Raw genomic sequence first — 14,292 nt, forward strand, 5'->3', positions numbered from 1 at the left:
TCAGTTCCCCGTTGAAAGAAGGAAGAATTGTGAAAATTATACCATCCTTCTACCACAGAAATTTGCTATTTTACACAAAAGTGTGCCAAAAAGGGGAGGTATGGATTGAAAATGCCTGGACTTGCGCAATGAGAGACGGTTTTATATACTGTTTTTACTGATTGATTGCTTATTTGCTGGCGGAGGTGCTTCTTTGGCATATATAAAAAGGTTTGAGAGCGTCAAGGGGTTGAGTGGGGATGAGCGCGTGCGTGTCTTTCGTTCTGCCTTTGCCGAGAGTGAGGAGAAGGGCTTGATGGAGGTGGACGCATATGCTATCATCACGCGCGACTATGTAGTGGTGTGTGATACCTTGCTTTGCCCCGAGGATATGGAGGCTGTGCTAGGTGAGGTACAGAGTGAGCTTGCGGAGCGGCAGCTCCTGGTCGTCAATAGCCATGCCGATTGGGATCATACCTGGGGCAATAATTATTTCCAGAGTCGCCATGCCGCGCCGATCATCGCCCATGCCTCCTGCCGTGAGCGTATGTTGACCAAAGAGGCACAGGAGGGCCTGGATGAGTATCAAAAACGCTTTGATTGTTTCCAGCATGTCGTACTGCGCCCGCCTATGCTGACGTTCAACGATCAGTTGACTATTGAGGGCGGCGATCTGACCCTGCAACTCTTGCATACGCCGGGGCACCAGCGGGACCAGGTCTCGCTCTGGATACCTGAGCTACGCCTCTTGCTGGCCTTCGACGCGGCGGAGTTCCCTCTGCCATCCCTGGAGAGCGCCCAGGCCGTGCCCCTTATGCTAAGCTCGCTTGAGCGCCTGAGCGCGTTGCAACCTGAGCATGTCCTCTGTGGGCATGGCAAACGCAACAGCATTGCGACGCTGACCGGGAACCTGGCCTACTTCCGCGAAATTGAGCGGCGAGCGCGCTTGCTGCTCTCGCATTCGCCTCGCCAGTTCACAGAAGACGAGCTAAAAACCGCCTCGAACCTGCTGGGCTTCTCCTTTGAGGAGGCGATTGCGGCCCTGGAGGAACCATGCGAGGATGATGAGTTTTATCGCTGGGTTCATAACCAGAATAGCCGCCATATCTTGCAATGGGTGAGCCAACAACAATAGTAAGATTAGTGGTAGATTTACGGGCTGGTATGGCCGATGTGGGCGCTTAGCTGACATGCCGCTAGGGGCTTGGGGCAGCGCGTGTTAGATTTGATGCTGGCTGTAGTTGTCGATCTGCCAGGTGCCATTCGCGAGGCGGGTCATGGTGCCCTGCCAATCATAGGTACGTGTACGGCCTACTTCGGTTGCTGTGATGATGACCTCGACGCGAAACTGGTTCGGGTTCGCGCCTGGCAAAACTTGCTTAAAGGTGATGGACTGCCTCTTCGTATTGGTGAAGCCATTCGTGAATTCTTGAAGGGATATCTTCTGCTTCTTTTGAGGACCTAACATCTGATAGGCCTGGTCAAACTGCCGCTGATTGATGTAATTATTGTATTGACTGAAGGCGTTCTTCGCATCGTCTACGGTTGGCGCGACTGGCGCCTGGACGTTTGTAACCGTGGTAGGCGTGGCGGTGGTTGGCGTTGTGGCTTGGGTGGTGCCGTCTTGTTGATGCCCACTAAACGCATAGATGCCAATACCCACTACCAAGATCAAAGCTACGCTAAGCCAGAAGACGTCCACGCTTTTGCGTTTGGGCGGTGTGCGTTGCACCGGTGGCCTGCTCCTGCCTGGCTCTCTCTGTTGGCCTCCAGGTGGCTTAGAGTTATGCGCTCGTGGAGGAACGGAGACTGGCGGCCGGCTGTTGCCTCTATTGCTGACAGGCTCATGGCGGTGCGGCGCTGCTGGACGCAGTGGGAGATCTTGCATACCCCCTACCTCGCCATGCAGGTGATGTGGAGGCCTTACGGCCTGGTGCTTGTTGGAGGAGCGCTGGCCTGGGTAAGACGGTGGTGGCTCGTAGGTAGTAGCCGCTGGACGCGACAGGGGCTGGATGGCCCGGTGAAAGTCACGCGCTAATTCGCTGGCCCGCAGATACCGATCTCCTGGGCGCTTAGCCGCTGCCTTGCTCAGGACCTGGTCCACTGCTCTGGGAATCTTAAAATGGCGCTCATACAAGGAGGGGAGCGGCTTCCGCTCGTGTTGCTCCATCAGGTCAATCTCTCTCCCTTTGAAAGGGAGATCTCCACTCAGCATCTCATAGAGAATGATGCCCAGGGCATAGATGTCCACGCTGTAGTCGAATTCGCGCGTTCGAAACATCTCTGGTGCCATGTAGGCAGGTGTGCCCAGGACAATATCCGTGCCCGTCAGTGTGACCTGGTCATAAGGGTTATTGCTGATGCGGATGCGCGAGATACCAAAATCCGCTAATACTGCCTGGTTATTTTCATCCAGCAGAATATTGCTTGGTTTGAGGTCACGATGAATAATGCCCTTGTCATGCGCATAATCGAGCGCCTCACAGATCTGTGCGAGATAGGTGCTGGTGCGCTCAAGCGAGAGAGAGCCTCGCGTTTTGAGAACTTCTTCCAGGCTGCTCTTCTCATACTGCATCACGATATAGGCTAAATCATCCTCTTCGCCATAATCATAAATGGGCACGATATGTGGATGCCTGAGCCTGGCAATGATGCGGGCTTCGCGGCGAAAGCGCTCTCGGAAGGTGGCAAAATCCTCGGCATTCTCGCGCCTGGGTGGTCGCAGTATCTTCACTGCCACAAAGCGCGGCTGTGTCGAGAGCCACTTGGCCAGGTAGATCACACTCATTCCACCCTGCCCCAGGCGCCTGGTCAACTGATAGTCACCAAGAGTTCTCCCTAATAAATCGTCCTCTGTAATCATTGCACCCACCTTTACCGTAACAAAAGCTCTTTAAAAAATTAGCTAGAGAATAAGTGAGCCTTCTTTAAAGAGCATATGTCATTTTCTCCTCTATACACGGTTTCTCTTTGCGGTTAGTAGATGTGGAATTCTACCTCTCTCCTACTAAATAAGACGTAGAATGCGCCAGATTATCCAAAAGAAGTACTGTAGAGCTAGGAAATGTTGAGATAATGTAGATTGTTTTATGTCATTCTAAGCATCCATAAATTTTCTGATAATATCCTAATCCAACATTCATCTTCTCTTTATATTCACTTGCTATACTAAGACTGTCGAAAGCTTCTCGACGAGACGATACATAATTCACAATGGTAGGTGTGATTCAGAAAGGATACTGGGCATGAGTCAACAGGTATTTGTGCAAGAAGATTTCTTTATGTATATTCCCGCATTGGATGCTTTGAGGGAGCCTGCGCTCATGACTCGCCTGGATGCGGATCACCAGTTGGAGCGAAACCAGCCCCCGCTTAATACCGAAGAGTGGGTCAAAATTCCGCTCGACGAGTCGCTCGTTGTGTATGCGCATATGTGGGATGAGAAGCAGTAGCATACGATCTGCTATTCTATTTGGGGTAATAGTGTGGGGAGCCATGGCAGCCGCAGACTGCCATGGCTCCCCACACTATTACCCCCTTTTCTTCTCACGGTCTCATACCTTCCATATTAGTGATATGATAGGAAATAGGGGGATTTTCTCTCTCAACGCACTCTAGCAAAAAGCTAAAAAGCTCTTCCCAGGTGGGATAAAAGTAGATTGGAAGGTATAGATATGAGCCAGATTGTCGTCACAAATGAGCGTATTGTGAATGCGAAGCCCGCTGATGTGTATGCTATTCTTAGTGATTATAAGCGGCGCGAGCAGTTTCTACCCGAGAACTTCCAGGACTACCGGGTGGAGAAGGGGGGACAGGGCGAGGGGACGGTCGTGCAGTATCGCCTGCACGCGGCCAATCGCGAGCGCAACTACCGTATGAAGGTCGAAGAGGTCGTGAAAGGCAAGGTCCTGCGCGAGCGTGATTATGATTCCTCGTTTGTCACCACCTGGACCGTCTCGCCTGAGAGCGGTGGCACACAGACGCGCGTGGGGGTTGCCAGCGAGTGGAGCGGTAGCAGCGGTGTTGGCGGCTTCTTTGAGCGTACCTTTGCGCCTCTTGGTCTACGCAATATCTATGGCGATGTCCTCGCTCGCTTGAACAGCCGTATCACGGGCGAGAACCTCCCCGCTGTGAATGCAAAGTCATATAAAAACCTTTACATTCTCCTGCTGGCTGTAGGCGTGATCATTGGCTTTATCATCAGCCGCAAACGCGAGAAATAAGCCCCTATCGAGGAACAGAAGGGCCGTGGGGCGAACGCGTTCGCCCCACGGCCCTTCTGTTCCTCGATAGGGTGAATGAGATGATTTTATTGAGTAACTGCGCCTTCGGAGGCGGAGGTAACGAGCTTGGCGTACTTGGCGATAACGCCGGTTTTGTAGCGTGACTCGGGTGCCTGCCAGTTCTTAAAGCGCGCGGCGATCTCCTCATCGCTGAGGTCGAGAGCGAGCAGGTTGTTGTCCGCGTCGATGGTGATGATGTCGCCATTCTGCACGATAGCGATGGGACCGCCAACCTGGGCCTCGGGAGCGATATGTCCGACGACCATACCGTGTGTGCCGCCCGAAAAGCGTCCATCGGTAATCAGGCCAACCGTCTCACCATAGCCCTGGCCAACGAGGGCCGCGGTTACCGCGAGCATCTCGCGCATGCCGGGACCGCCCTTCGGACCTTCGTAGCGGATCACAACCACGTCGCCGTGGGTGATTTTATGGTTCATGATGGCCTCAAAGGTCTCTTCCTCAGAGTTGAAGACCTTGGCGGGACCACGGTGGGTTGTGACCTTCAGGCCGGCAATCTTACAGACCGCGCCCTCGGGAGCCAGGTTGCCCTTGAGGATGACCAGGGGACCACTGGGATGTAGTGGCTGCTCAAGCGGCATGACAATCTCCTGGCCCTGTGCCAGATCGGGGGCGCTCTCCAGATTCTCCGCCAGGGTCTTACCCGTCACTGTCAGCACGTCGCCATTGATGAAGCCAGTATTCAGGAGGTATTTCAGGACGGCTTGTACGCCGCCGACTTTATCCAGGTCCGCCATAGCGAAGCGTCCGCCTGGCTTGAGGTCGGCGAGGTGAGGAACCTTCTTGCCGATGCGTGTAAAGTCGTCGATGGTCAAGGGAAGGTCCATCTGGCGCGCGATGGCGATCAGGTGGAGAACGGCGTTGGTTGAGCCACCCAGGGCCATGACCAGCGTGATCGCGTTCTCAAAGGCCGCCCTCGTCATGATCTGGCGTGGCGTCAACTGGCGCTCGATCAGGCGTACCACAGCCTGTCCCGCCTCGTAGCAATCCATGGCCTTGCGTGCAGTGACGGCGGGCGCGGATGAACTGCCGGGGAGAGACATACCTAGGGCCTCAATTGAGGAGGCCATCGTGTTGGCGGTGTACATGCCGCCGCAGGAGCCAGCGCCGGGAATGGCGTTGCACTCGATCTCCTTCAATTCTTCGCGGCTGATCTGCCCGGCGCTATATTTGCCGACCGCTTCGAAGACGCTCACGATATCGACGTCATGCCCACGACAGGTGCCGGGAAGGATGGTGCCACCATAGACAAAAATACTGGGAATGTCGAGACGCGCCAGGGCCATCAAACAGCCAGGCATATTCTTATCGCAGCCGCCAAGGGCAATAACGCCGTCAAAACGCTGCGCGTTGCTCACAAGCTCGATAGAGTCGGCGATCACCTCGCGGCTGGGAAGCGAGTATTTCATGCCCTCGGTACCCATGGAGATGCCATCGCTAACGGTGATGGTGCCGAAGATCTGGGGGGCGCCTCCGCCAACGCGTACACCTTCCTTGACCTTCTCCGCCAGGCGATTGATATGTGAGTTGCAGGGCGTAATCTCGGCCCAGGTGCTGGCGATGCCGATCATTGGCTTCTGGAAGTCCTCATCGGTAAAACCGACCGCGCGCAGCATAGAGCGGTTGGGGGCGCGTATCTCGCCCTCTGTAATGGCCTTGCTGCGGCTATTGAGTTCCCTGGAGGTCGTATGCGTAGATTTCTCGGTCTCTGACATGCTGGCAACGCATCCTTTCATGTGGATCGGCTATGACTTGCTGACCAGGAGGATAAGGTGAAGAAATACTGCGTTGTATCCAGGCTGATAGAAAAGCAGGTAGACGTATCAGCAACTCTCCTCATAGGCTGTTCACACCAGAAGGCCATCATTGGCACAAGGCAATCACTATGACATCATGGTTGCCAGGTCAGCAAAAAGATATCCGATAGATAGACAAACTGAAAAGTGCTTGGACGCGGGGTCGCGCCTTTCTCTGGATATTGCAATCTATTATAGCGCATCCAGTAAAGTATTCAAGGATAGATAAAAATATTCTGGTGGGTATGGATGTGTGGCGTGGGCAAATACCCACGCCACACATCCATACCCACCAGAATATTTAAGTGTTGTAGGCGCGAAGGCTATCCTCTCAAGGGTGAGCTGAGTTGCTGCTGGAGGGTCTCCTTGCGCAGGCGTTCTGACTCGGCCAGGCTGAGCAGGGTCTGGCGATAGTAGGCGGGGAAGGTGTTGCTGGTGAAGACGTGGAGCGCGCTACGGAAGCACCTGGAGGCCTGTTGCAGGTTATGCACACGGTCACCGCTCAGGCGCTGCTTATGCGTATAGCCCAGGCTGACGAGGGTCGAGGCGTATTCGACAAGGTAGACATCGGGATGATAGGTGCGGAGCGCCTCTTCATAACAGACAATGGCGCAATGCAGGTTACGGTCGTGCTGCTGCTCATTCTGCCAGGGAAGAGCCTGGAAGATGGCTGCCAGGCGGATATGGGTCGTGGCCCATTCCTCTGGTGTCTGGCTGGGAGAGAAGATGTGCAGGGCCTGGCGATAACAATTCTTAGCCTGGATAAGGTTCTCTGTGCGCTCACCTAACTGGCGCAGGTAGTAGCAGTCACCCCGATGCACATGGATAAGGGCAAGAGTTTCAGAGGGTGTATCAGAGGTAATGTGTTGAAGCGCCGTCTGTTGATACTCAAGGGCCTGCTCGATGTTCTGCGCGGGCTTCCCTTTGGGGCGTTTGAGCAATGCCTTGCCAAGCAAGGTCTGGAGCTTGAGCCATTCCTCGGGATGCTCCTTTAGTGTGAAGGTGCGCTGGGCTACCTGGAACGCGGTCATGGCCTGCTCAAGCATTTTATCCTGGCCACTGAAGCCATATTGCAGGTAAGCGGTTCCCAGGAGTAACTGAGTTTGGGCATGCTGGAGAGGGTAGCGCGCCGGGGTAAAGGTCTTGAGGGCCAGTTTATGCAGGACGATGGCGTCCTCAAGGGCTTTGACCTGGAGCTCCTGCGTGGCATATTGCGCGCCCGAGATGAGGAGCATGCCGATTTCGTTGCGCAGGGCCGCGCAGATCTCGGCGCGTGCCTTGGCGTCCGCCTCCGTACGCTTTAAAGCCTCCTGTAGGATCTCCGCCTGCCGCCTGCGCGTGCGTTCAGGCCGGTTGAGGAGAACCAGATAGCTGCGCTGCTCAAGGTAGACATGTAGCCAATCCGGGATATCAAGCACCAGGCCACCATAGTGATTCACATAGGCGTCGCGTACCGCCTGGCGTGTGCCACCGCGCCTGCGTACCTCCTGGAGCAGTTGCAGGTGAAATTCTAGCTGTTGCTTGAGCTCGGTATGCTCTTCTACATGAGCTCTAATCAGGCGTTCAAGCTCTTTGTCACTATGATCTTCGGTTAGAGGGAGGTGTCTTTCGAGGTAAAAACGCCCCTTATGCGTATCCTGCTGGTTGCAGTGGAGCCACTCAACAAGCTGCTGAAACAGATTGAAGCGAACAAGGTTATGTGAGTCGGTCATAATGCGATTCCCTCTTCTATCTACCAACGCGGCGTCGCCATCATTTCTCTTTGTATGACACCGCCTATCCTCTTCTCTACGAACGTTTCCCGAAGGGAGAGCATGCGTAAACCGGGCTGACCATGGAATAGGGGCTTACCCTTCTTGCTGTTTGCATGAAGAGTATCTTGCTCTAGTATAACGTATAAAAGGCCATAATGGGAATATCTTGATACAAAAATTAGGTGGAGAAGTTGAAGCGTGAGTTCGAAAAGAGCGATTATGGGATGCACCAATGAATGTGTACTGGTTCATAGTTTGTCTCTGACACTTCATTTATAATCTTCTATTTGACGTTTAGATAAACCTAAGAAAAAAGGCAGTCTTGATTGCCAAGAGCTGCCACATCACGTAATGTTCTTTCAACAAGAAAAATCAACAAGAAATGAGCATTACGTGGATGTACTTTAACACATTGACCGATTTTCGTCAGCAAGCCTACGCGTGCTTTGGTCGCGGAGCCGATGCCCTGTTCAACCTGTGTGATGCCTTGCTGAGCGAGTCCGAGGCTCGCTCGCTGATCGAATTGTCGCAAGCGCCTGCTTTCGAGCGTGGCTGGTCCAGCCTCTATCAAGGCTTGACCAATGGCAAGATTGATGAGGACGCCTTGCGCGCCGTCTGCATCCACGCCCTCTTGCAGCAACGAGGGGGCGAGGAACTCATTTGCATCAGCATTGATTGTAGTAGTGTGCCTCGGCCAGAAGCCGAAACCAGCCCAGATCGCGGCATCATCTACGTCCCCAATCTGCCTCGTGCCACCAAGCCAGTGAGTGTGGGATGGCAGTTCTCGACGGTGATGCTCTTGCCTACCGAGCCTGGCAGTTGGGTTGGCATCCTGGATCAGCGACGCGTGCGCACCGACCAAACGGCTACCGAGGTGGCTCTCATCCAGCTGCGCGAGGTGGTTCCTCACCTCAAACGTCGCGTGGTCATCCTGGCAGATCGCTGGTATGCGACGGCTGCGTTCTTGCGTGCCTGCAAGGAGTTGGGCTGCCAGGTGCTCATTCGTCTCAAGCGCAACCGCAAGCTGTATCGCAAGCCCGTGCGCAAAAGCAAGAAAGGCCGTATCCCTTTGGATGGAGCCTTGCTGCAAGGCACACGAGCAGAAACGCTGACAGGGGCCGATGAGAGCGTGAGCGCAAACGATGAGAAGGGCAGGCCTGTCCACCTCACGCGTTGGAGCGGGTTGCACTTCAAACAAGGTCGTGATGTCGAGGTGTGTGTGGTGCGTGTGGTGCGCGAGGGGGCCAAGAACAGCAAGCGCGATCCGCGTGAGAGCTGGTTTGTTCAGCTCTCGGCAGACATGCCTTTGCAGGAGGTCGCTCCCACCTACGCCCATCGCTTCTCTCATGAGCATGGCTACCGTTTCATGAAGCAAGACTTGCTCTGGACCCAGGCCCGTGTGCGCACACCCGAGCAATTCGAGCGTTGGAGTCTGTTGGTGGCGCTGGCTTTGAACCAGTTGCTGTTGGCACGTCCGCTGGGACAGGCCGTGTATCGGCCTTGGGAACCCAAGCAACGTCCGCTGACCCCCCGACAAGTTCGTCGGACAATGCCCTCGCTTTTGGTGCAGTTGGGAACGCCGACTCGGATGTGCCAAAAGCGAGGAAAATCGCCAGGACGAGCCTCTGGGTTCCATCCGCAGCCTGCTCCACGCCATGGCGTGGTCCTCAAAAGCAAGCACAAGGCCAAAACCAAGGGCTAAATGTCTTTTGAGAGTCGTCAATGTGAACATGGTTTCCTTTTTTCAGAATGTGCGAAGCACATTCTCATAGGTCCTGTTTATCTAAACACCAATGGAAGAAGATGTAAGCCACTATGTGGCGCCTTTGAAGGCAAAAAACGGAATGGCTTTGAGGTAAGAATGAGTACGCTTAATCAGTTTGTGGATGCGGCAAAGACTCTCATCAATCGCGCTGAAAAAGAGGCGCGAGCGCTGGGCGCCACTGAGTTGAAGCCAGATCATTTCTGGCTTGGTCTGCTGAGTGAGCGTGAAGGGCGCGCGGCTGAGATTTTGAGTCATTTGACGCTTGAACCCGCCAGCCTCTATGCTAATCTGCATGCCCGCTTGACCCAGGAAGAGGGGGCGCCAACGGAGGGGAAAATTGGGTTGTCCGAGCGTAGCCAGGTCGTTGTAGGGCGAACAGTACGTTTGAAGGATACGGCGCTTGGCGCCGTCATCAATCCAGAGCATTTCCTGCTAGCACTCTGGTATGAGGAGCAGAGCCAGGGGGTGAAGATGCTCCAGGAGGCAGGACTGACACTTGAGAACATGCTGAAGCTGTTAGGGCTCTCCGCTGCTGACTTGGCCTCCCTCAGACTGGAGGCTCAGGAAGTGCCGCCCGCGAAGCCTGATGAAGCTTCCAGGCGTCGTATGCGCAGGCTTAACCAGGCCCGGCGGTATTACATCCCTTTTGCCTGGTTGGGCTGGGTCATTCTTGTTTTTGTGCTGCTCCTGGTCTTTGTCGATTCATACATAGACTCCATTGGATATGTGCTGCTGGCGCTCTTTACCTCTGAGCCATTTCTCCTTGCCCAGCCACGCCCCGAGTGGTTTCCCTGGCTTGCTCTGGGAATTGTCATGCTTGGCTACGGTCTCTGGTATCTATTGTGTCTGCCATTGCACTGGGTCTATGCTACTGTGCTGCCTCGGTTGGTACGCAAGAAGGCATCGCGCTCGCTTCTTTCCTCCACGCTGCGCTGGTTGATGGCGTATAGCCTAAATCATATTTTCCAGTTGGCGCAGTTTCTGCTTTCATTTGAGGTGGTCTACGCGCTCTTTATCCTGTTCCCAGCCGCCTGGTGGCTGATGAGTACGCTCTATTTCGCGCTCTTTATCCTGGTGCGGGTCTATGTTCTGTCGCGATTTCCTATTACCCTCTTTACCAGATTAGTTCCGGTTCCAGAGGGGCCTTTGAACGAGCGGCTGTCGGCGTTGCTCAGGCGCACGGGAACGCGCGTCGTAGGCTTTTATGTGAAAGAGACGAAAGATGCCAAACCAGGGAGCACAACCCTGGCCGCCAATGCGCACCTGGTCCAATGGGGCCTGCAAAAGCGTATCGTCCTTACCGACACATTTTATCAAAAGTTTCCTCTCGATGAGCAGGAGGTGATCCTGGCGCATGAACTGGGACATCTGGTTCACCAGGACATTCTGCGGCGTGTGGGTTGGAGAACGCTTTTTAGCGGCCTCACCTTGCTCGCTTGCCAGCAGATACTGTTCGCCACGTTTCCCACAACCACGCGCCTGTACCTTTTCTTCTTGCAATTTGATGGGCAAAGTATTGCGAAAGTGGGACTCTGTTATGGTATTGGTGTCGGCTTCTTTCTGCTGCATCGTTGGCTACGGCGACGCCAGGAATATCGGGCAGACGAATATGCTTTGCAGACAACGCAGAATGTGGAGGCCTTTAAACGTTCGAAGCAGCGCCTGGCCCACTATCGTGTCTGGCCAATCAGTAATTCCCGACTCCAACGATTAACCTCAACGCATCCTACCACGCAGCAGCGCCTGGTCCACGCGGATGCCTTTGCCCAACGTCAGGCGAAAAGCCCTGCGTCTCTTGCTCCTGCCGAGGCGTGATGGCGTTTGCCCAGGGTTAGGAAGGTGGTACGGCTCGGCAGTTGCCGAGCCGTACCACCTTCTTAACCCTGAATCCGAAAACAATGAGTATGAGCAATTGGTTATATTGAAGCAATAAGAAACGTTTTGCCACGTAAAAGTTTATAAAAAAACATATAGGAATATATTGGAAATATGTACTTATAAGATACATAAAAGAGATAGCCTAATCGTCCTAATTAATAAGCCTTTACAGCTATTATATTGATTAAACGCCGCTTGTTGAATTAATATTAATTCGTACATTTACCGATATACTTGCTGTAATAATTTTTAAATAGATAGCGGCAAGGCGGGATCTTGTACAAATGGTTCTGTTTTTCTTATGTATTATTTGGGTGGAGACAAAGAAAGGCCTGAATACCTTAATGAAATCTTTCCTAATGAAACCTTTCCGTATTATTTGGGCAGTGCTTATATGTGCTGTCATTGCAGGAGGACTGATTGCATTTAATACCGTTAGTCGTGCACACGCTGATACAAGCACTTGTATCCAATATGGAGGATTCAGCCGCAGTGTTTCGTTTATCGAGGCGCAAGCGCATGGATTCTTCGCGCAGGAAGGTATCTGTGTTACCTATAATCAGGTCGCTAACTCCACGCAGCAGTGGAATAGCATCTTAGCTGGTCAGTACGATATTATTTCAACAACTGCTGATAACGTGGTGAATCAGTATGTGAATAACAATGTATCTGCTCAGGCTATCGCAGGTATTGATCAGGGGGAAGGATTGGACCTGATCGTCAATACTGCGAACGGCATTCATAGTATCGCCGACCTGAAGGGCAAGACCATTGCGGTCGATGCGCCTACAAGTGGGTATGTGTTTGCCCTGGAGAAGATTCTCTCTGCTAATGGTTTAAGCCTGCAGAATGGCGACTACTCGTTGCAGGTCATTGGTGGCTCATTGCAGCGCTACCAGGCGTTGAAAGCGGGCACCTTTAATGGCGCTCCTGTCTACGCCACCATCTTGGGGGCTCCCTTTTCAGAGCAAGCTCATTATGATGCCAATCTCGTCGATCTAGCTCCTTTCTCTGCATATGTCGGGACTTATCAGGGGCCGGTTGTCGCGGTCACTCAGAGTTATGCCCAGGCGAACTCCAGTGTTATCACAAACTTCCTCACTGCCATGATCCTTGGCCGCCAGTTTGCGGCAAATCCCGCGAACAAGGCCACTGTCATTGCCGATATTGCCAGCTCGTATAGCATTTCAACCCAGATCGCAACGGATGTCTACAACGATGCCGTCCAAAATCCTGCCACTGGTGAGAATTTTGCCGAGTTGGTAAACATCCCTGGTTTGATGAGTACCATCGACCTGCGCCAGGATTTTGGCGGTTTTAAAACGACCGTGAAAAGCGCTCAATTAGCGGTGCCATCCGGATCTTCTGTCTACAACGATCAGTACTGGATTAAGGCCTTCGTACAGGCAATGCAGCAATCGCATTAGACTGTACCCTCTTTCAAGAAAGCATGCTGTGTTTAAGACATAGCATGCTTTCTTGGAAATTAGAGTAAATTTTGACGCATATTTTATTTTTTGCACTCATTTTTAGGAGGAATAGTGTGTTTACACGTCCTTGCAAATATATGAAAAAGGCGCTAACCAGCATGCTTGTGGCTTTAATGCTCCTCGCTAGTTTGAGTGCCTGCTCACAATCCACTACTACTTTTACAGATCAAACTCCCATAAAAATTGGATATTCTACATCACTGACAGGCCAGTTCGCCAATGATGGAAAGGCGCTTCAACAGGGACTTGTCCTCTGGGCAGAGGGGGTGAACCAGAGGGGTGGCTTACTTGGTCGCCCGGTAACGCTTGTTGGCCTGGATGATGGAAGTGATCCTAAACGTGTTACAGCCAATTATCAAACATTGATTGACAAAGATCATGTAGACCTGCTCTTTGGTCCATATTCCAGTTTGCTGACTAAGCCAGCTGCTAGTGTAGCGCACCAGCATCACGCTGCCATGTTTGCGCCTACGGGAAATGCTCCAAGCATTTTCAATCTGCATTTCGACAATATCTTTGTTGTTACTCTTCCCTCAAAGCAGAACCTGCAGGCTTTTTCCTACTATATTTTATCCTTGCCTCAGAGTATGCGTCCGCAGACTGCTGCCTATGTATCGGTAAGTAGCCCGTTTACGACGCCTCAGGTGAGTGCATCAGCGAGTATTTTAGAGTCACCGGAGGGTACCCTGAAAACGGTGTATTCAAAGGTTCCCTATGAAACAAATGCCAATATTCCACAGATGGCAAAGCAGATTGCGCAATCAAAGGCTGATGTAGTTGTCCTTGGCACCAGCGGCCTTGAGGATTGCCTCAGCTTTATCAAGGAGTTTAAGGCAGAGCACTATAATCCTAAAGCGATTGTCTCGACATCGGGTCCAGAAGAAGGCTCGCAATTCCTCAATGCTCTTGGCGCTAGCACGGCTGAGGGCGTGTTTGCCCCAAATAGCGGGTGGTATGCTCACGCGGCAACCTATCAGAATACCCAGTTTGTGCAGGCGTATGTTGCCAAATATGGTGGCTCCCCAGAGGATATTAGCACAACAACTTCGGAAGCTTACTCCGCGGGACAGTTGTTGGAGCAAGCCGTGACGCAAACGCATAGCCTTGACAATGCTACCCTTATCAAGGCGCTGCACACGAATGTATTCAATAGCTTACAGGGACCGCTCCGATTTGACCCAGATGGGGGCAATACCATTGGTATTCCCACCTTGTTCCAGTGGCTGCAAGGACAATTTGTTCCGGTATATCCTTTCACCAACGCGCAAGCGAATCCAGAGTATCCCAAGAGCACCTGGTCCTAAGACTGTTCGTGTGAAAGTTTCATCA

10 protein-coding genes are annotated in these 14,292 nt (G+C 52.8%); 7 read left to right on the forward strand and 3 right to left on the reverse strand.

What is annotated here, in order from left to right; translation table 11 throughout:
* The first annotated feature begins 193 nt into the window (after window positions 1-193).
* Window positions 194-1,114, forward strand: coding sequence for an MBL fold metallo-hydrolase (locus JMJ16_RS26570; protein ID WP_201386487.1), 921 nt, complete (start codon window positions 194-196; stop codon window positions 1,112-1,114).
* An 84-nt stretch (window positions 1,115-1,198) separates the two neighbouring features.
* On the opposite strand, the gene JMJ16_RS26575 is transcribed toward JMJ16_RS26570, so the two are convergent.
* Entirely contained in the window at window positions 1,199-2,842 is a 1,644-nt protein-coding gene (locus JMJ16_RS26575) for a serine/threonine-protein kinase (RefSeq protein ID WP_201386494.1), read from the reverse strand.
* 382 nt (window positions 2,843-3,224) lie between these two features.
* Here JMJ16_RS26575 and JMJ16_RS26580 point away from each other — a divergent pair, with 382 nt between their 5' ends.
* On the forward strand, window positions 3,225-3,431 hold the full coding sequence (locus tag JMJ16_RS26580) for a hypothetical protein (protein ID WP_201380403.1): 207 nt from the start codon (window positions 3,225-3,227) through the stop codon (window positions 3,429-3,431).
* Between the two features lie 222 nt (window positions 3,432-3,653).
* Window positions 3,654-4,202: an SRPBCC family protein gene (locus JMJ16_RS26585; protein ID WP_201386495.1), complete on the forward strand. Its 549-nt coding sequence runs from the start codon at window positions 3,654-3,656 to the stop codon at window positions 4,200-4,202.
* An 86-nt stretch (window positions 4,203-4,288) separates the two neighbouring features.
* Here the strand turns inward: JMJ16_RS26585 and ilvD are convergent, their stop codons facing one another.
* Together ilvD and JMJ16_RS26595 are read right to left on the reverse strand one after the other, a co-directional pair.
* Entirely contained in the window at window positions 4,289-5,995 is a 1,707-nt protein-coding gene (gene ilvD / locus JMJ16_RS26590) for a dihydroxy-acid dehydratase (protein WP_201371025.1), read from the reverse strand.
* Between the two features lie 404 nt (window positions 5,996-6,399).
* The gene (locus JMJ16_RS26595) at window positions 6,400-7,788 is read right to left on the reverse strand and encodes a hypothetical protein (protein ID WP_201386496.1); all 1,389 of its coding nucleotides are present in this window, start codon (window positions 7,786-7,788) and stop codon (window positions 6,400-6,402) included.
* Window positions 7,789-8,227: 439 nt separating this feature from the next.
* On the opposite strand from JMJ16_RS26595, the gene JMJ16_RS26600 reads away from it, so the two are divergent.
* The 4 genes from JMJ16_RS26600 to JMJ16_RS26615 all read left to right on the forward strand — a co-directional run bounded on the left by JMJ16_RS26600 (window position 8,228) and on the right by JMJ16_RS26615 (window position 14,267).
* Entirely contained in the window at window positions 8,228-9,532 is a 1,305-nt protein-coding gene (locus tag JMJ16_RS26600) for an NF041680 family putative transposase (protein WP_201382681.1), read from the forward strand.
* 159 nt (window positions 9,533-9,691) lie between these two features.
* Window positions 9,692-11,410, forward strand: a complete 1,719-nt coding sequence (locus tag JMJ16_RS26605) for a M48 family metalloprotease (protein WP_201386500.1) — start codon at window positions 9,692-9,694, stop codon at window positions 11,408-11,410.
* A gap of 422 nt (window positions 11,411-11,832) precedes the next feature.
* The gene (locus JMJ16_RS26610) at window positions 11,833-12,900 is read left to right on the forward strand and encodes an ABC transporter substrate-binding protein (protein WP_201386502.1); all 1,068 of its coding nucleotides are present in this window, start codon (window positions 11,833-11,835) and stop codon (window positions 12,898-12,900) included.
* Between the two features lie 161 nt (window positions 12,901-13,061).
* Window positions 13,062-14,267: an amino acid ABC transporter substrate-binding protein gene (locus JMJ16_RS26615; RefSeq protein WP_201386504.1), complete on the forward strand. Its 1,206-nt coding sequence runs from the start codon at window positions 13,062-13,064 to the stop codon at window positions 14,265-14,267.
* Window positions 14,268-14,292 lie beyond the last annotated feature (25 nt).

This window comes from Ktedonobacter sp. SOSP1-52, from assembly GCF_016587395.1.

Coding starts and splice junctions, on each gene's coding strand:
- JMJ16_RS26575 (WP_201386494.1), bottom strand. CDS start 2,842: ATGATTACAGAGGACGATTTATTAGGGAGAACTCTTGGTGACTATCAG.
- JMJ16_RS26580 (WP_201380403.1), top strand. CDS start 3,225: ATGAGTCAACAGGTATTTGTGCAAGAAGATTTCTTTATGTATATTCCC.
- JMJ16_RS26585 (WP_201386495.1), top strand. CDS start 3,654: ATGAGCCAGATTGTCGTCACAAATGAGCGTATTGTGAATGCGAAGCCC.
- ilvD (WP_201371025.1), bottom strand. CDS start 5,995: ATGTCAGAGACCGAGAAATCTACGCATACGACCTCCAGGGAACTCAAT.
- JMJ16_RS26595 (WP_201386496.1), bottom strand. CDS start 7,788: ATGACCGACTCACATAACCTTGTTCGCTTCAATCTGTTTCAGCAGCTT.
- JMJ16_RS26600 (WP_201382681.1), top strand. CDS start 8,228: ATGTACTTTAACACATTGACCGATTTTCGTCAGCAAGCCTACGCGTGC.
- JMJ16_RS26605 (WP_201386500.1), top strand. CDS start 9,692: ATGAGTACGCTTAATCAGTTTGTGGATGCGGCAAAGACTCTCATCAAT.
- JMJ16_RS26610 (WP_201386502.1), top strand. CDS start 11,833: ATGAAACCTTTCCGTATTATTTGGGCAGTGCTTATATGTGCTGTCATT.
- JMJ16_RS26615 (WP_201386504.1), top strand. CDS start 13,062: ATGCTTGTGGCTTTAATGCTCCTCGCTAGTTTGAGTGCCTGCTCACAA.